Consider the following 19,167-nt stretch of genomic DNA (forward strand, 5'->3'; position numbering starts at 1 on the left):
TCGGGGGCATGCCGCTCGGCCTGCGCCGGAGAAGGCGCAGGGTCGGCGCTGGCGCGCTCGTCATGGCCGGCGTCGCTTTCGATCACCCGAATGGCGGCGACCGGGCACTGGTTGGCCGCAAGCCGCACGGCGTCATGCAGCGCCTGCGGGACCGTCGCCACGCACACTTCGGCCACGCCGTCCGGTTCGCGCTGGCGAAAGGTGCCCGGCAGCGTCAGCACGCACTGTCCGGTAGTTCCGCACAGATCCTGATCGACCACGACGCGCATCTCAGCCCTCCTGCCCATGCAGCCGCACCGGCAGCGCGCGGAACGTCCTAAGGAACGCGGAGGGCTCCCGGGTCGGCTGCTCGGCCAATGCCAGCGTGGGGAAGCGCGCCTGGATCTGCGGCAGGCTTTCGGCCAACTGCACCCGGGCCAGCTGCGCACCAAGGCAGAAGTGGATGCCGTGGCCGAAGGTCAGCATGATCTTCCCGTCGATCGACATGCCAGGACTGGTGCCGCAGAACCGCACGGGATCGAAGCGATCGGGATCTGCGAAGGCGTCCGGGTCGCGATTGCCGGCCGCGATCAGCACGCGCACGTCCGCGTTCTTCGGGATCACGACGCCGCCCATTTCGATGTCGCGCTGGGCGATACGCGGAATGGAGCTGAACATGGCGGGCGCGTCGTAGCGCAGGGCTTCTTCGACGAATGCCTTCACCCCCACGGCATCTCCCTTCAGCCAGTGCCGCTGTTCGGGATACGCCAGCATCGCCAGGACAGCATGGCCGATGGCCGCAGCAGTGGTGGCGAAGCCGCCCAGCAGCATGCCCCAGAGCATGCTGATCAATTCCGCATCCGACAGCGTCTCGGCATCGTCGTCGTGTGCGCCGACCAGCATTGACACGATGTCGTGGCGGGAATCGGTGCGCTTGCGCTGTATGAGGTCGCCGAAGTAGGCCTGCACCCTGGCGCTGGCCTCGTCCCCCGCGGCGAGCTGCGGATCGCTGGCGTGCGGGCTCAGGCCTTCCAGAATGGCGCTGATGCCGGTGACGAGCGCGAGAATGTCGTCCGGGGGCATGCCGAACAGTTCACCGAAAACCAGCATGGGCAAGGCCAGCGCGAATTCCTGATGCAGGTCCACTGCCTCCCCGCGCTCCAGCGCGGGCGCCATGCCGTCCAGGCGCGCCGCGACAATGCGAGCCATGGTCGGCCTCAGCTTGTCAATCTGGCCGATGGTGAAATCGCGCGAGATCAGCCGGCGCAGACGCGTATGCGTTGGAGGTTCCTTCATCGCTAAAGTAGACGCCAACAAACTTAGCGACAGGCTGGTCGCCGCACGCGGGAAATAGCGCGCCAGTTCGCCTGGTGCCGGCCCCCGAAAAGCATCGCCAGTGGCTTTAAGCGCCCAGCAGATGTCGGCGTGGCGGCTCAACAGAAAGAGGCCCGACGCCGCGCGATGTACCGGATCGTGCTCGCGCAACCACCGCATGAATGGGTACGGGTCCTGGATGCACGCTGGCGACGTGAGTTCGGCGAAGGCGTCCCGGCATGCTGCCGTGGTTTCTTGCACGTCCATCTTGGTCACCTGTTGGTTGGCTGATCTGATCGGCGCGCGGCAGTCGCGCGGGCAATTCGAGGGCATCGCGATTCCTCGTGGCGTCCGCGCATCACCAGAGCACCGGGAACTCCTCGAACCCGCCAGTGATGATCTCCTTGCGCAACTCCAGTTCTTCGGGCGCCACCGCCAGGCGCAGCGCGGGAAAGCGCTGGAAGATCGAACCGAACACCGCTTTGAGTTCCAGCCTGGCTAGCGCCAAGCCGATGCAGCTGTGCGGCCCGTAGGAGAACGCCAGGTGCGGGTTTTCGTCACGTCCGATGTCGAAGATTTCCGGATCGTCGAAATGGCGCGCATCAAACGACGTCGCCGGCAGGCCGACCAGCACCTTGCTCTCTGCGGGAACATGCACGCCCGCGATGGTCACGTCGGTCCTCGGATAGCGCATGATGCCGTCCCAGCCGGCGCCCGGCGGGTACATGCGCAGGATTTCCTCCACGGCGTTGTCCACCAGGGATGGATCGCCCACCAGGCGTTCGCGCTGTTGCGGATGGCGGAACATGGCCAGCAGGCCAAATTCGATCTGTGCCACGGTGCTCTCGTGCCCCGCCACCAGCATGCCTGCCGCCAGGCCGATCGCCTCTTCCTCGGTCGCCTTGCCCTGGTCGACCGCCGCGAGCAGATCCGTCAGCACGTTGTCGCCCGGATCCTGGCGCTTGTCCCGCATCTTGCCGCGAATGTAGGCGCGGAGTTCTTCCCAGGCCAACCGCGACGCGCTTCGCGGGCCGCTTTCATGCTGGTGCGTCATCACCTCGTCGGACAGCCCTGCAAAAAAGGCGTGATCCTCGTAGTGCACGCCCATCAGCGCGCCAATGACCATCGCAGGAAGCGGAAAGGAGAGGTGGCGCCGCAGATCGGCGGGCTGGGGCTGGGCCGCCAGCGTCTCGAACAACTGCGCGGCGATCGCCTCCACCTGCTGCGCGAGCTGCTTCACCCTGCCGTTGCTGAAGGCCGGCGCCACGATCGTGCGTAGCCGCGTATGCTCGCCCCCCTCGTGCGAGACCAGCCATCCTGGCGAACCGAGAATCACCGAATCCGGGGTGAATGCCGCCGGCGGCATTCCCGCGGGCCGGAACGCCGCGTCGGTCAACACCGCCTTGGCCTCGTCATAGCCTGTGACCCACCAGCCTTCGTGCCCGGACGGGAAGCGCACGTGGTGGATCGGACCATTGGTGCGTAGCGCCAACATCTCGGGCGATGGCTCAATGTGATCGAGACGCCACATCGGCAGCGTCGGCAAGGGTTGTTCTGACATGGTGGCACTTCACTCAATAGCGAGGGCGGAAGGTGACCGGCGGGCGCTGCGGCAGCGAAGACCTAAGACGGCATATAGATGACGTCCTCCGAAGGAAGACCGATTATCAAGAACGGCTAACGCGTAACTGTCTAGGCACATCGCGCGGCGAGATGCGGAACGTTATCTTGCACCTTCGAGGTCAGGACAAAGTCGGCGCGGTGAGCGTTTGAGCCGCCGCCGGCCAAGCTTTCCTGCGCAAGGGTCGACAAGGGCGGCGAGCTGTTGGGTAAGGGCGGTTTCGCCGAGCACACCATGCCCATAGACGCTATCCGACGCGGATTTGACATTTTGCTTTTCTTTCTTCGTTCCATTCGTGCCATCCACGAAATGAAAGTCGGTCGGCGGCTCCCGGCCCGCAACGAAGAGGCTTCAAAACTCGTGCCAATTTGGCCGACCTAAGAAAAAAATCTGTGATGCTTTTACGGGCTTAGCCTGAGGCCAGAGAAGAGCTAGGCGAAATAGGCCGGTGTCGCGGGCCAACAAAGGCGACGGAACAGTGTCGGACAGAACGCCTTGGCGACCTTTAGGTCATGCTAGCGACATTCTGGTCCAGTTTCGAACATAAGAGGGCGGCAAACAGACACGATTGGGGAATTCGATCCTCACGGGGCCAAGGCGCTTGCCCAAGAGCGCCCGCTCATGGTCGCTGCGACAGGCGCATGTTCGCGATAGCCGTGCCGGCGCACCAATGAACGCTAGCGGCACACGCTACGCAATGACTGGAGTGCCCGCCAGCCTCAGGTAGTGCATCGGCTCGGCTTCCGGTCTTCTTTGCCCAGCCGGGGCCGAAGCGCCGAATATCCGCACCATACAGCATCGTTGTTGCCTGTGTGACGAGGCGGTTATAGCGCGCGCCCGATCTTCCAAGACACGGCCTCCGAGAAGAAAGGGGGCGGTCCAACGGCACCTCTATTCCAAATGGCACGCCGCTTGCTGCTCCTGGTTAGAGCACCATCAAATCACGATGAAAGCGACTTGTGCCATGCCCGATACGCGAAGCTCCAGACCGTGGCCTGAGGAGACGGTGCCCCTTCCAGCTGAACATCGGGGCATCGTCTCCTCCGGAAGTCCGTTCTGGGTGGCCGCTTTGCGCATGGCTGGTCCGATGCCGGCGCGCCAACACGGGCCGCGCGCGCAAATGCGGTTTGCCGGTTCTGTTCAGCATGTGAGTGCCGAAAAGCCTTGTCAAAGGGTCGTCACCCAAGCCAAGGCCGGCGGGTCACTGTCACATATCGACAACATGCTGAACCAGTCCAGTGACGCGGAGTCCAGTGACGCGGGTCTGTTGCGTGAAGTGACATTTCAGGCCCCCACATGCTTTGCGATATTGGCTCCTTCCGGCCGCTATCCTTTTTCCAAACGCACTATCGCTAGTGACCGATCCCGCTTCCGGCGCCATAGCCGTGGAAAGCAAGCGGCTCGACGGTGTCCAGCTCGCTCAGATCGATTGCGTTCGGATGGCAAAGGCCAGCAGCCAGGACGTTCCCGTACGTCGGGAGGAAAAAAAGGAGGTTGCGAGCCGCGAGGCCCTCATTCCGTGCCGGGGATACGAGCCTTTGCCCGGTATTGCGCCAGCCTCTGCCAGAATTCAGCGCAGTCTTCTTTAGGAGCAACTTGATGACAGTTCAAAAGAAAGTTCCCTTCGTCACCTTTCTCACGCGTGTTCACGATAAGTCGGTCGACGGGCCAAATCCATATCGCTGGGAAGAAAAGACATCTGACGACTACTTTGCCGGCAAGCGCGTCATCCTGTTCTCGCTGCCTGGCGCCTTCACGCCGACCTGCTCGACCTACCAATTGCCCAAGTTCGAAGAGCTCTATGATGAGTTTGAGAAGGAGGGAATTGACGCGATTTACTGCCTCTCAGTCAACGACGCCTTCGTCATGAATGCGTGGGGGAAGTCCTTGGGCCTGAAGCAGGTCGAGCTCATCCCCGATGGCTCAGGCGAGTTCACACGCAAGATGGGCATGCTGGTTGCCAAGGACAATCTCGGATTCGGGATGCGCTCATGGCGTTACGCCGCCCTGATCAACAATGGCGTGGTGGAGCACTGGTTCGAGGAGGAAGGTTTCTCCGACAACTGCGAGGCCGACCCGTATGGCGTCTCATCCCCGCAAAACGTCCTTGAAACGCTGAAAGCCGCCGCATGACCTAGAAAACGTCTCACTGGCGCCATTGCAGGCCCCAAGAGGCTCCTCGACAGGATTATCGCACTCACCATGCAATCTTCAGCAAGCCTGTTTCAGCGCCAGAAGCAATCCATCGTCGCATCGCCTCAACTCATTGAGTCGATTCGCTTGCTGCAACTGGCGCATACCGAACTGCATCAGTTCGTGGAGCGGGAAATCGAGAAGAACCCGCTCTTGGAATCTGCGTCAAACGATGGCGGGCCTTTTGACGATGCTTCGATTTCAGGAGCGGATCAGCCTCTCGGCCCTGGTGCAAACGCCGTTGAAGGACTGACCGGGGCAGGGTCGCCTGAACGGCTCGGTCAATGGAAATCACTTCGCAACACGACCAACAACCCGCCGGGCAATGGCCCTTCCCTCGACGAGTTTGCCACCCTCGCCGAAACATTGCACGACCACGTCGCTCGTCAGATCGCCCTCACTGCGTTCACACCACAGGAGCGGCTGATCGCTGGCCAGCTTGCCGCCGATCTAGAAGACACTGGCTATCTTCGGGCAAACCTTTTGGAGCTGGCCGAGAGCCTTAATGTCCATGAGGCTGTTGTGGAACGGGTTCTCGGAACCTTGCAGCAATTTGATCCACCGGGAGTTTTTGCGCGAAGTCTCAGAGAATGCCTCGAGATCCAGTTGCGCCAGCGAAACCGGCTCGACCCGGCAATGGCAGCTTTGGTTGCCCATCTTGAAATGCTTGCGCGACGCGATTTTGAGGCGCTGAAGCAGCATTGCGGCGTCGATGAAGAAGACCTTCTCGACATGATGCATGAGGTTCGTGCGCTCGACCCAAAGCCTGGGAACAGATTCGAATCCGGTGCGTCTGAATCAATCGTACCCGACGTCTGGGTCACGCCCTCGCCGCAAGGCGGGTGGCAGATCGAACTTGATCCCGCCACGCTGCCGAAGCTGCTGATCAACCAAACCTACTATGCCGAAGTCACGCGTCAGACTGCCCAAAATTCGAAAGATCAAGCATTTCTCGAAGAATGCTTGCAAAACGCGAACTGGCTAATCCGCAGCCTCGATCAGCGCGCCAAGACGATTGTTAAGGTTGCGGCTGAAATCGTGCGTCAGCAGGATGCCTTTTTGGAACATGGCGTCGCCCACCTGCGGCCTCTCAATCTTAGAACCGTCGCTGACGCGATCGGCGTGCACGAGTCGACGGTAAGCCGGGTGACCTCGAACAAGTACATGCTTACCCCGCGCGGAGTTTTTGAACTGAAGTATTTTTTCACCGTCGCGATCGCGTCCTGCCAAGGCGGCGATGCGCACTCTGCCGAAGCTGTCCGGCATCGGATCAAAGCGATCATTGCCGCAGAATCTCCCGGCGACGTGCTTTCCGACGAGGACATCGCTGTCCGGCTGAAGGAAACCGGCATTGATGTTGCGCGTCGCACCGTCACAAAGTATCGCGAAGCAATGAACATCCCCTCCTCCGTACAACGCCGCCGGGAAATGCGCTTGTGTTTTTAGATTTGGGTCAAGGCAGCCAACATCACGTTGCATTGCATCAAAGTGGAGACTTCGTTCATGACCCGATCCGCAGCAGGCGTTATGAACGCTGTTCTGCACGACCCAGAAAAGCCAGTCCCACCGTCTGGCCCGGCATGGGGTGCCGTCATTTCGCTTTCCTTGGGCACCTTCGGGCTGGTCACGGCAGAGTTTCTGCCTGTCAGCCTGCTCACGCCCCTCGCGCATGATCTCGGTATCAGCGAGGGAGCGGCTGGGCAGGCGATGACGGCGACAGCTATCGTCGGGGCGATCTCGGCGCCGACGGTGGCCATCATCACAAAGCGCCTGGACCGCAGGACCGTCATGTGGACCATGACGGTCCTGCTGATCCTGTCGGACGTTCTGGCGGCCGGCGCGTGGTCGCTGGCGGTTCTCCTGACTGCACGCGTCGTGCTCGGCATAGCGCTCGGAGGCTTCTGGTCGATGTCGGCAGCACTGGCGATGCGGCTCGTTCCAAGCCACCTCCTGCCTCGCGCTATGTCGACCATCCTCACCGGCGTTTCCGTAGCTACCGTCTGCGCAGCTCCAATCGGCGCTTATGTCGGCGATATCTGGGGATGGCGAAGCGCCTTCATGCTCGCCGCAGCCGGCGGCGTCGCTACACTGCTCGTGCAGCTCATAACCATTCCGAGACTGCCTCCGATTGGAGTGACTAGCGTCCGAAGCCTGCTGGATGTGGCAAAAATTCCGATGGTCAAGGTTGCGCTTTTTGTCATCCTGCTGGTCGCTTCCGGCCACTTCGCCGGAATCACCTATATCCGCGCCTTCCTCGAAAAGATTCCCGCGCTTGACGTCGAGACGATCTCGCTTGTGTTGCTTGCTTTTGGCATCGGCGGATTCTTCGGCAATTTGGCCGGCGGGCTTCTGGCCGAGTACAGTCTCAAGGCAGTCGCGGCCCTTGCACCGCTGCTCATAGGGATAGCGGCTGTTTCGCTACTGACGGCGGGAGCATCGGCCTTCGCCTCGGGGATTGCGGTTGGCGCGTGGGGCTTTGCCTTCGGCGCGGTGCCGGTGGGATTACAGACGTGGATGGTGCGGCGGGCCGTTCCCGAGCAGGCCGAAAGCGCCGGTGTGCTGATGGTCGTTGCATTCCAAGTGGCAATCGCAGCCGGCGCGATTTTCGGCGGGCTATTGGTGGAGAATGCGGGGATCGCCAGCGCCATTGCCTACAGTGCTGTTGCCACGTTCGTCGCTGCCCTCATAGTTTTCCTGCTCGGCCCGAAGCGCGGAACCTAGACCGCCTGACAGGAGAGATCTCAGCAGCGCAGCGGGACGAGAGGTCCAATCGCATGCACGGCGCGGCGCGATCCTCCGCTTGCGGGCGATGCCCCGACGGGAGCGACTGGCTCGCCTTCGATAATGCCTTTACTCTCTTGACGAATGCTCTGGCGGATCGATCTGTCGTATCGTTCGCATACCATCAGCTTGCCTGGCCACTCCACCCTTTGACACGGTGCCTATCCCTCCGGGGCAGCACGAATGCATTTTCGGCGAGCGTCCTAGCGACCTGATCTTATCCTTGTAGTGCTGGGCGGGTTACGCCCCTTGAACTGAACCCATATTGTGGGCGCACCTGCCGATCCAATTCGCCCTTAATCGTCTCGAAGCGACGTAAACGTAACCGTCATTGGCTGCAACAAAGTTGCATTCTTCGGCGCAATAACCCTGCTTACTCGAAATGCCCCGCCACCGAGAGGCGGGTCATCCGCGCTCCGCCCGGCGAAGTCGTTCATCCACGCAACATTGCAGAACAAAATAGGCATTTCTCAGCCTCTATGGGACGTCATGATGGATTCGATCGAAGGTTCCTATGTCAGCCGAGTTGGTTAGTTGATCCGTTTTGACGCGAATTCTAATCGAGCCTAATCCAGCTGGTGAATGGTAGATTGTGGCACAACAGCCTTGGCGATTTCACATAGGTGCTTGTGGTGCGTGAGATAGATGACCTGACCTGTGTTCGCCATCTCCCCAAACAATCTAAAAACTTCCTCCGAGCGAATATGGTCAAAGGTTTCCATGATGTCGTCGGCGATGAAGGGAACCGAGGGCCGGAATTGGGCGAACTCGTAATAACCGGCGAGCCTCAGTGCTAGGTAGAGCTGAAAGCGCGCGCCCTTCGAAAGCGCTTCAGCGAGCTTGGATTGCCCGTCGCGCTGCACCGCGATGAGAACCTCCTCGCCTTTGACGGGCTGGGTTGTAAGGCCTGAATACTGCCCACGGGTCATTAGCTTGAATGCGTCTGATGCACGCGCCATCATCCCCGAACGGTGGTTCTCACGGTAGATCCGCAAAGCATTTCCAGCCGACATGATACCAAGCTTCAGCTCAATGTAGCGAACGGCCTTCTCCTCGATTTCCAACAGGGTTGTGCGCCGTTCGGCATCCAGGCGGGCAACCGCGCTGTCACCGCCGATGGCGTCCAACTTGTCTGCCGCGCGGGTCTGTCGGATCAGCTGTTGCTGGATGATTTCATCGAACTGGCGAAGCCGCTGCTCGCCCTCAGCCTTCTCGACCGCGAGGCTGTCGAAATCGATCGCTTCCAGGATCGAGCGTGCCTGGTCGAATCCATCGACTGCGAGTTCCGCCACTACCCGTTCCTCAAGTTCGGCGACGGTAGTGCGCAAGCCGTCGCGCTCACGCAGCAGCTCGTCGCGTTCGACTACCTCGGACAGAGTGGTGACGCCAAAGACGCCCAGCACTTCATTCTTGCGGCGTTCGTGTGCCGAAATCTCGGTGTCGAGGATTTCGCGCGCCTCCTTGAGGCGCTTCAGCTCGTTGCCGAGGCTTGCCTTCGTTTCACGTGTCCGCTCGGCACGCTCCAGGCGCTCGGCAAGGCGGGTGGCCAACTGCTCCGGCTCGCCATCCTTCGTCGGCTCGTCGGCTTCGACCGCAACGGCGATGACCTCGACCAGAAAATTGGCCCTGTCGGCCTCCATCTTGTCAATACGCAGCTGCAGATCCTCCCGTTCCTGCAGGCTTCTTGACAGTTCGGCCAATTGATCGAGCACAGCGCCAACGCCTGACGCGGACAGACCGCTTTCGAGCCACGTTCCCTTGAGCGCTTCGGTAATGCCGGCCAGCCATTCCTCCTCGCGACGCTCCGCCACCCCTACCGCAACCCGTCGGGCAGCTAGATCCTCTTCTTTGGAACTCACCATTCTGAGCGCCTCGGCATACTCGGCGTCCACCTTGCGCTGCCGGTCCAGAAACAGCTCCGCGATGGCCATGATTGCTTCGAGGGTGTCGCCGGGCTCTGATACTATGCCGACGCTTTCCAGCGCCGCTCTCATTTCCAAGTGTATCTGCTCGCCGGCGTCAGCGGCTCGCTCGGCTTTCAAGCGAGCAAGTTCGATCTGCTCCCAGGAAGCGAGCGCATCGCTGCGCGCCTCGATCTGATCCTCGATCCTTTCGATCAGGCGCTCAGACGAAGGTTCCAGGGCGAGTTCGATCTGCTCCCAGGCAGCGAGCGCATCGCTGCGCGCCTCGATCTGATCCTCGATCCTTTCGATCAGGCGCTCAGACGAAGGTTCCAGGGCTTCTCCGAGGAGCTCGCTAGCGGCCACACGGATTTCCAACAATTGGGTATCCGCATCCTTGACGAGCTGTTGGCTTTGGATGCCGTTTCGTGACAGGTTGGCCGTGGCCTCGGCCAGGGCACGCGTCATTGCCCGGATCTCGGCCAGATCCGCCGCGCCGGCCAGCCGGCCTGCGCTGGCAACGTCATCGCGCGTCAGTGCCACGGCGAAATCGTCAGCGGTGTCACCAGTCAACACTGCGCGGTGCGTTGCCCACGCATCATCGCGGAGACGGCGGATGGCGGCAGCCGCTTCATCGTCGACAACGTCGACCGAGGCTCGAAGGGCATCCAATCGTGCGGCGAGCATTGCATGGTTGCCCTCGTATTCGGCGAGGCGTTCGGCAAGTACCGCGGTGTTCCTTGCCAGTACTGACGCTACTGTCTTCCAGGCGGCAATCTGCCCGGCGCTCGGAACCGCAACGTTGGCGAGAGCGAGGGCATCTCCGTTCCATGGACGCAAGCGAGCCAGCGATGCCTTCCATCGGATTGTTCCCGCATCTCCCGCCTCGCGAGCCGTCTTGATCTCTGCCTTGTGTCCGCTTGCTCGCGCTTTCGACAAAGCCGAGCCCAGCCTTGCCCTGGCGGGTTCGGGCACCGCCCTTTCCTCGCCGACCCGCTGCCTTGCCACCTGCAACGCATCGAGTGCTGCCGCCGCCTCGTCGCGGGCGGCGCGCGCGCCCGTAGCAATACCGGACCTCTGCTCGACCATAGCGCGAACGACGCCAACTGTGACGGCAGGCAGAAGCAGTGCGGCAGGATCCGGCTCGGAAGACCGGCCCAACGCGGCAAGGCAGCTTGCCACGGTGTTGTTGAGGATTTGCAGCCCCATCCTGCGAGTGGGCAAGTCAAAGCCAGCCGCGGTATGGCGCACCTTGCCCTCCGCCAGGCTGCGAATGCGTTCGGAAATCGACAGGATCCGTTCGTCCTCGTCGACCGCAGTGACTTTTGCCGACAGCCGCTCGACCTCATCGATGTTTGCGGACAGTCGCGTTCTGAGGCTGGCATCGTCATCGATCAGTTCGGTGACACTTCCCGTCCATGTCCGGGCTGGGGAGGTGATGTCCGGCAGCTGATCCAGCCGGGCAATCTTGCGGCGCATATCCGCCAGCATCGGCGCAGCACGTACGTAACGAGCAATGGTATCCAGCCTGGCCACCAGCACCGCCCGGTCGCTGATGGTTCGGCCGTACTGCTGCGATGCATCGAGACGTTCGGCCTCCAGCCCCTCATAGGTCGATGCAAGTGTGTCGATCGCATCCCTGCGCGACTTCACGTCAACAAGGCGCTTCTTCAGCAGCGCCAGTTCGGTGCCATGCGCCTGCTTCCGATACAGCGCGTCTGCTTCGGCCTCGAGGCCGTTCAACGTATCGCTTGCGTTCCCAAGACCGGCGCTGGCCGTGAAGAGGAGCTTGCCGAGGTCGCCCCGCGACTCCAGGATCGATTTTCCGCCGGCTTCCAGCGTCTCGTCATCGAGTGAAAACATAGTCGTGTAAGCGTCACGCGACAGTCCGGCGAGATGCGCCGTGATCGCCACCTCGCTCACCGATTGGCCCGTCGCGTTCAATAGCGAATTAGTACGCTGTTTCGTACGCGTGAACGTGTGCTCGGAGCCGGCCAGTTCCAGCACCCCACCGATGCGCATGGCGCTGTACTCATGCAGGAAGTTGTAGCGGCTCCGTTCCTCGATGCCGAACAGCAAATCTAGATAGGCGGAAAGCGCTGTCGATTTGCCGGCCTCATTCAGGCCAAACACGATATGCAGATCAGGTCCGGATTCCGGTTTGGGTCCGAAGTCGATCGTACCATCGGTGAACTTTCCATAGCGAATGAGGTCAAGGCGCTGCAGCCTCATGACGATCCACCGGACTTAAGGCGGGAAGTCACCAAGTCTGCGCCCTTGGAAAGCACCTGATCGAGGAACCGTTCCAGCCCGGCTTCGTCCTTCCCAGCAAAATCCCGTCCGTCGGCCGGAAGGTCGGCGACCATCCTTTGGACGAACGCCCTCGCCTCGGCGCGGAAGGCATCCGAGGTGGCATCGGCGCGCATGGATTGCTCGAGTTCGAAAATCGGATCAGCAGTATCCTCGGCCGTCTCCGCCCGAGGTGGCGCGAGGTCAAGCTCGAGCTTCTCCACCCACGTATGGCCCAGTTGTTCCGCAGCCTGTTCGGCTTCGGCAAGAAGGAGGTCCTTGTCGCGGATCAGCGCCCACATCAGTGGTGATGTTCCTGTTAGGCCAACGCGGGCCACAGCATGACGCGAGCGGACGGTGGCCCGCATCTCTTCGAGTGCGTAGCGAACACGCGCGACGGCTTCCGGCCACTCAACTGCTCCGGTAAGGTCGACGCTGACCCGCTCGAACTGCGCAACGCTGGTCAGCCTTTCCTCGACCTCCACCGAACGGTCGTCGCGCACCGTTACTAGGGAAACTGATTTCTCACTGGCCTCGTTAATGTCCCTCCCCTGCGGTATTCCCGGCATCACCACCGTGCTTGCGCCGGAATGGACTTGGCGAAGATGAATGTGGCCAAGCCCCCAATAGTCGAAACCGTGGGCGTGCAGGTCAGCGATGCTGCAGGGCGCGTAAACGTCGTGACCGGGCGATCCGGCCAGACTGGTATGCATGATGCCAATATTGACGGCTCCTTCGCGAGCAGCCGGATATTTGGGCAGCAGGCTGTCCGGCGCCTTAGGGTTCGCAAAGCTCAAACCATGGAAAACGACGTCCACACCGCCGGCTGTCTGCAATACCGACTGAGCACGACCGCCAAAAATGGTCACGGTGTCAGGAAACACCAGCTGTTTGGAAATCCGCGACAGGGCGTCATGATTGCCGCGGATCTTGAAAACCCTGATGCCGGCCTGGTGCAGGCGTGTCATCTGCGCTGCCAGGAACCGCGCCGTCTTCATCGAGGTTTGATCACCATCGTATAAGTCGCCGGCTATTACCAACGCATCCACGCGTTCCTCTAGGCAGAGATCCACTATCGAAACGAATGCCTGGCGGCTGGCGTCGCCCACGAGCCCGGCAAGATCGGGATTACGCATCGCGAGCGAACGCAGCGGCGAGTCGAGATGAATATCGGCCGTGTGTACGAATCGAAATGCCATTCGGCCTCCGCCAGCAAAAGAGGTGTTCCGAGCTTCAACAGAGATTGCAACGAGGGCTCTACAATGCCCGGTCACACTTCAGCTAATGCCTCGCTCGCGGACTCGCCGGCCACCAACAAACCGTCTTGGGGCCGCAGCAAGCCCTTGGCAATCAAATCGGCGACCCCAGCTGAAATCAACTGCCGCAATTGTGCACTTGTGGCTTTGAAGCCCAGCATTCTCGCAACGGTTATTGCGATTTCTTCCTCCGTCGCACCGAGGTTGGATTTCACGACTTCCATGGCGCCTTGGGCGACTTCGTCCTGCGCAATCATTTCGGGCTTGCGCAATCCAGCGGACACGACGCCGCTGCGATCCCTGAGACGAACAGGAGCACCTGGCTTGAAGCAGAAGCTGCCTCGACGGGCTACTGCACCACCTCTCTGCGCTATGCCTACCCCTCGCTCGATTGCATCCTGAATCCTGCCACCGGCCCGCTGCAGACCCCACGCGCCCCGAATACGCGAAACTATTTCGTCGACATGGATTGGTGTTTCTATAGCCACCACCTGCTCGACCAGTCCGGCCATGATTCCGCTGGGCGTCTCGTGGAGTTCGAACGATCCCGGTCGGTTTAGTTCGGCCTCTTCGTAGGCTCGATTGGGTATCTCGGATCCCTTTGTGCTTTCGAGACCGATTTCCGTCACGTTGCCTCTGTCGACCGTGACAACCTGCACGGCTACAGCACGATTTCTCTGGACCCCCAATTCGGCCCGCTCATCGAGCTCTTTTCTCGCAGCCTCAATCGCTAATATGGTTCGCTCCAGCTGCTCGCGTGGCCTCTGAAACCAGTCAGCGTTCCAGATGCGATGGATTATCCAACCATGGTCTTCCAGAACAGACTGCCGTAGCCGGTCTCGATCTCGGGCCGAGCGCGATGAATGATATTCTGCGCCATCACATTCGATGCCAAGAATATAGCGGCCTGGCCTCTCCGGATCAGCAACCGCGAGATCGATGAAGAAGCCTGCAATGCCAACCTGAGCATGAACCTGGTAACCCTTTCCGATTAGCGCGTTGGCTACCTGCTCTTCAAAGATTGAATCCATTTCGCGAACCGTGGCCTGGGCAAGCGAAATTCGCCCTGTTCTCGCGTAGTGCAAGAAGAGCTTGAAGGCGAAGATGCCTTTCCCTTTGCCACGCTCCAGGTCGATGTCCTCGTCTGTGATGGACGCGAATACTTCGCAGCTGCGCTTGGCGCGGCTTATGAGGACGTTGAGCCGACGCTCGCCGCCTTCCGCACCAAGAGGGCCGAAACGCATGGCCATGTACCCCTGCGCATTCTTGGCATACCCCACTGAGATCATGATCACGTCGCGCTCATCGCCTTGAACATTTTCAAGGCTCTTGACGAAGAATGGCTCGCTGGGGTGCGCGTGAAAGAACTCCTCCGTATCGGGATTTAGTCGCCGCAGCCCTTCGAGTTCATCCTGGATCGCGCGGCGTTGGCTAACCGAAAATGTTGCAACGCCTAGAGTCTCTCGCGGGTTCACCTTCGCATGACGGATGATCGCTTCGGCTACTGCTCTCGCCTCTACCGGATTGGTTCCTGTGCCACCGGAATCGAAGACCCCCTCTGGCACATGATGAAACCGCAACCCCATGCCTGCCTCTTGGGTATAGGGGCTTGGCACGATGAAAAGCCGGTTCTCGTAGAACTGGCTGTTCGATACGGCGATCAGAGATTGGTGACGGCTACGGTAGTGCCAGCGGAGCATACGCTGCGGCAAGCCGCGGGCCGTGAACAGGCCGAGGATGCTTTCGATGTCGGCGACCTGCGCGCCCTCACCCTCGTCATCTTCAGACTGCGAGCCTGTCACCTTGGCGAAGAATGTCGTGGGTGGCAGTTGGCGTTCGTCGCCAACAACGACCACCTGATTGGCCCTGGCGATCGAGCCGAGCGCGTCCACAGGCTGTATCTGAGACGCCTCGTCCATCACAAGAAGATCGAAGGACATCCTGCCGGGCGACAGGAATTGGGCCACCGAAAGCGGGCTCATCATGAACACTGGCTTGAGTGCCTGGATGGCAGGCCCTGCCTTCTGCATCAACTGCCGGATAGGCATGTGGCCCCGTCTGCGCGCCATCTCAGAACGAAGCAGTCCGACTGGTCCAGCTCCGCCGTCTCTTGAAGGAATTTTTCGGTGATGAGCCGTCACAACTTCGATGGCACCGGCCTTGATCCTCTGTCGGTCCAGATCCGCGAAGTCACGTACAGCCCTGGAATGCAATTCCCCGTCGAACCTTGCCAGCTCCGGCTCATGGGTCGCCATCGCTAGAAACATTCGTTCGTAGTAGGCCATATCGAAGACTGATCGCGCCGATCCTGTAGTAATCTGGCCGTCGGCCAGGCCGTCTATCAACTGTCCCAGTCCAGCCTTTCGGGCTGTTTCGGATCGCTCTCCATAGGCAACCCATTTTGAGAGCTGTTCCTGATGATCAAGCCACCCCTCCAGTCGAGAAACAACCTCGACTATCGCGACGTCTGGAAAATCGTCTACTCCAAACAAGGAGGGAGCATCGGCTTTCAAATCCCCTGCAAGCGCCTTCAATTCCCGCGCTGCCGCTTGGGCCGCTTCACGCGCTGAACGCGCCAAGTTTGCGATCTCTTTTCTTTCAGGCAACCGCGCAGCCAAATGCCGGATTGAGCCATTTTCTCTCAGCCAAAGTTCGGCTTGCGCGAGAGCGGCCCAATCGGATCCTCGACCGAGCCACGACGAGCCGAATGCGAACTTGCCAAGGCTTTCCCCGTCCTCGATCTCTTGATCAAGCGCTTGTAGTCTGCCTAGTCGGCGTAGTATCTCCACCCGCTCACTGATCAGATCTGGAACGTCAGTCAGAACCTGTCGTGACGCGTCATCGGCTTGAGCTACAGTGCTTGCCTTCGCTTCCATCATTTGCAGCGAGGCCCGCTCGGCGGAAGCCACGTCACCTTGCAGGGATGACGCAAGGTGGCCTAAATCGTTCCAAAACCCCTCGATAATCGGCTGACCGATGTCGATCACCTTACGAACTCGGACCGCACGCGCGCCCGCTTCAGAGCGCTCCGCCATCCGCCCGGCTATAATTCGCGGTTCCGAGCCAAGTCCCCTCAGCGTGCGCATCCACTCCACTAAGGCCTGGAGTGGTGCCGAAGACGATCTCTCACCGCGCCAATCGGCTCCGAAGGCGGAACCGCCAAAGGCGTCGCCTTGGCGCACTTTTGCTGCGGCCGCTTGGCCCTTCATTAGAATGTCGAGGAGACCCACTATCTCCGCCGCAGGCGCGCTAGGGGCCACCAAAATAGTCCGCACAAGTGCAGTGGCACGACGGTAGTCGCCATTCAATGCTTTCAATATTCCCGTGTTCTCGGCGAGCGCTTGCCGCGCCGCGGCCACGTTGGTACTCCACGCGGCATCAACAACTTTGCCCTGAAGCTCGGCTCTAGCAGTCTCTAGCGTTGCTACGCTGTCGGCAAGGTCACCAGCCTGTTCCAGCCCGGAGTCCCAAACTGTGGCTGCGAATGCCTCAGGGCTCGCATCGGGGGCTGCCGCAACTCTCTCGCCGGTCATCACTAACCTGAGGAGTCCTGCAAGCGTGTCCGGTAAAACCGTAGACCCCAGTTCTTGATTTAGCCGCTCAGCTTCTTCTCTTAAGCGTGGGAGCAACACGGTTAGCTGGCGCGCACGAACGAAACCATCTTTCGGAAAGTCTGAAGGAAGCTTAGCAAGCTCTGTCTCGAGACCTTCAATTGGCGTGTCGATAGCCGTCGCCACCAACTGCTCCGACAGTTCCTCGGATTTGCGGTTGAAATCTGTTCCTGTCCAGAGAAGCGATGCAATGTCCTTTGGACGCTCATCCCAAACCGGCGAGACTAGCGCCTCGGCAGGAAGTCCAGGTGCGGACGCGAGAAGCTCAGCGCGATCTTCTACCTCGCCGCTGTCGCTGAGGATTTGCGGAGGCTTCGCCTCGATCCGCTCAGCAATATCGGCCAGTTTGGCGTGCAGAGCCTTTGCTTGATCCAGCGACGACGCAATGCGTGGGACGAGCCTCTCAATGGTCGTTGGTAGGACGACATCCAGGCCAACTCCCCGCCATGGGTGGTGGATCGGCAAGCCGATCTCGTTGATCCGCTGAGACACGTCATCGAGAAGTTTGCGACGTTGCGAGACACCCTCATTCGTCCAAGCGGTGGCATCCTCAAGTTCAATATCAACTGTCTTTTGCCCGTTCTGCCTTAGTCGGGTTAGCTGGCCAAGAACCTGGTATGGAGTGAGTTCGGACCTTCCAAATGGAACATGCATCCTTGTAGCATGTGCATTGAGTTTATCCCTAGCCTCCAGCAGGCGTTCAGTAAGGGAAGAAGCAAGCTGTCCGCGAGGCGATCCGAGTTGCCAGGTGCGCCGCAACTCCTCCAGCATCATGCGCTTGTTTGCCTTGTTGCTATGGAGCTCAAGGCAGGCGTCCCCCACCCCCGCAGTGTCAAGCCGTCGCTTTACGACCTCAAGTGCGGCCATTTTTTCCGCAACGAACAACACGGTCTTTCCATCGGCAACGGCCGACCCGATAATGTTTGCGATCGTCTGCGATTTTCCTGTCCCGGGAGGACCTTGGATAACGAGGTCGCGACCCTTTCTTGCATCATGGATCGCCAGCGTCTGAGAACTGTCACTGTCGACGATATGCAACATTTCGGCAGGCGCGATATGCGGATCAATCGCAATGTCGTCCGACATCAGCGGTTCGCGTGTTTCGAAACCATCTGAAAGAAGCGAGCGGATCTTCGGTTGTTCGATAATCTTTGCGCCATCCGGCCAGAGATCCGGATCCAGGTCACGGTACATCAAGAACTTAGCGAACGAGAAGAAGCCGAGCACCATATCATCGGCAAGAACCTGCCAACCCTCTTTGGTCGACACTGCTTCGGCAACGCCTTCGAGATAGGCCGAGACGTCGAAGTCGTCTCCTACTTCAAAACGCGGCAGGGCGAGCTTGTGAATGCGGTCGAGATAGAGTTCCAAGGAGAGGTTTGCGGTAAGATCTTCCGTACGAGCTCGCAGCCGAAACTTTTCTCCAGCGGCCCCTCGCTCCAGCCGTACCGGGACCAAAATGAGAGGAGCCTGACGGATGTTTTCTTTGTTGCTCGGGTCAATCCACTTCAGCATGCCAAGGGCCAGAAAGAGGATATTGACGCCCTGCTCTTCCTCAAGTGTGCGGGCATCGTGGTAGAGATCAAGGAGCCGGCGCTGCAGCCCCGTTGGGGTCATCCTCGTCTGAAGCTTGGTGTCAGAATGTCGCGCAGATACCCCTCTGTCGTCGAATCCTTCGTCCTCAGGCTGAGCAAGAGCAACGGGGGAAAAGTCGATTTCCTCGTCTGGAGGGCTGCTTTCAACCTGGCCTGCCTTCGGCCGATCCGGCTTGCCGGCCAGGAAGGTAAAAGCCTTTCCTTCGCTCACCAGCAATCGATAGATCTCAGACGACCTCTCGTCGACAATATCGATCGTCTTCGCGCTCTTTGAAAACCGTGGCACATTCAAAAGTCGGTTGCGAGCAGAAAGGTCGAGCAATTCCATCCTGGCTCGCTCGAGCTTTTCCTTTAAAGGCAGATCGCTTTGGAAGACCGATTTTTCAACTTCCGACACTCACACCCCCCTGATAGGCTGGACACATAGAGCCTAGACAAGGGCTGTCCGCAACATAAAATGCTGGTTTTTCCAACCTCGAATGGCTGCCACCAACACTTCAATCGTTTAGTATTGTGAGCACTGCGGCTTGGTGGAAAAATTGCGGATGTTTGTTTAATGTTCCGGACACTTCGCATCCCCACCTTGATCTCGAGGTTCCCTTTCAGACAAAATGCCATCATACGTGT

The 19,167-nt window shown here is 60.0% G+C and carries 8 protein-coding genes and 1 pseudogene; 3 read left to right on the forward strand and 6 right to left on the reverse strand.

Annotated features, from left to right (window positions below; translation table 11 throughout):
• Positions 1 to 143: 143 nt before the first annotated feature.
• The 3 genes and pseudogenes from NKJ78_RS30835 to NKJ78_RS25470 form a co-directional block, all read right to left on the reverse strand.
• A pseudogene (locus NKJ78_RS30835) lies at positions 144 to 287 on the reverse strand (ferredoxin); the annotation flags it as partial.
• Positions 271 to 1,560 carry a cytochrome P450 gene (locus tag NKJ78_RS25465; RefSeq protein WP_352562697.1) on the reverse strand — a complete coding sequence of 430 codons (1,290 nt, stop codon included), beginning with the start codon at positions 1,558 to 1,560 and terminating at the stop codon, positions 271 to 273. The pseudogene NKJ78_RS30835 and the gene NKJ78_RS25465, both read right to left, overlap by 17 nt.
• A 91-nt stretch (positions 1,561 to 1,651) precedes the next feature.
• Positions 1,652 to 2,854 carry a cytochrome P450 gene (locus tag NKJ78_RS25470; RefSeq protein WP_352562698.1) on the reverse strand — a complete coding sequence of 401 codons (1,203 nt, stop codon included), beginning with the start codon at positions 2,852 to 2,854 and terminating at the stop codon, positions 1,652 to 1,654.
• A 1,659-nt stretch (positions 2,855 to 4,513) separates the two neighbouring features.
• On the opposite strand from NKJ78_RS25470, the gene NKJ78_RS25475 reads away from it, so the two are divergent.
• The 3 genes from NKJ78_RS25475 to NKJ78_RS25485 all read left to right on the forward strand — a co-directional run bounded on the left by NKJ78_RS25475 (position 4,514) and on the right by NKJ78_RS25485 (position 7,828).
• Complete coding sequence (locus NKJ78_RS25475) at positions 4,514 to 5,047, forward strand: peroxiredoxin (protein WP_352562699.1); 534 nt, start codon at positions 4,514 to 4,516, stop codon at positions 5,045 to 5,047.
• 69 nt (positions 5,048 to 5,116) lie between these two features.
• Entirely contained in the window at positions 5,117 to 6,553 is a 1,437-nt protein-coding gene (gene rpoN, locus NKJ78_RS25480; protein WP_352562700.1) for an RNA polymerase factor sigma-54, read from the forward strand.
• A gap of 57 nt (positions 6,554 to 6,610) precedes the next feature.
• Entirely contained in the window at positions 6,611 to 7,828 is a 1,218-nt protein-coding gene (locus tag NKJ78_RS25485) for an MFS transporter (protein WP_352535966.1), read from the forward strand.
• A 626-nt stretch (positions 7,829 to 8,454) separates the two neighbouring features.
• On the opposite strand, the gene NKJ78_RS25490 is transcribed toward NKJ78_RS25485, so the two are convergent.
• The 3 genes from NKJ78_RS25490 to NKJ78_RS25500 all read right to left on the reverse strand — a co-directional run bounded on the left by NKJ78_RS25490 (position 8,455) and on the right by NKJ78_RS25500 (position 18,937).
• Entirely contained in the window at positions 8,455 to 12,021 is a 3,567-nt protein-coding gene (locus tag NKJ78_RS25490) for an ATP-binding protein (RefSeq protein ID WP_352562701.1), read from the reverse strand.
• Positions 12,018 to 13,277, reverse strand: a complete 1,260-nt coding sequence (locus tag NKJ78_RS25495) for a metallophosphoesterase family protein (RefSeq protein WP_352522085.1) — start codon at positions 13,275 to 13,277, stop codon at positions 12,018 to 12,020. The genes NKJ78_RS25490 and NKJ78_RS25495 overlap by 4 nt, the downstream gene beginning before the upstream one ends.
• 71 nt (positions 13,278 to 13,348) lie before the next feature.
• Positions 13,349 to 18,937, reverse strand: coding sequence for a DUF3320 domain-containing protein (locus tag NKJ78_RS25500; RefSeq protein ID WP_352562702.1), 5,589 nt, complete (start codon positions 18,935 to 18,937; stop codon positions 13,349 to 13,351).
• Positions 18,938 to 19,167 lie beyond the last annotated feature (230 nt).

Origin of the sequence: Mesorhizobium sp. M0037 (genome assembly GCF_040323635.1) — a bacterium.
GTDB lineage: Bacteria > Pseudomonadota > Alphaproteobacteria > Rhizobiales > Rhizobiaceae > Mesorhizobium.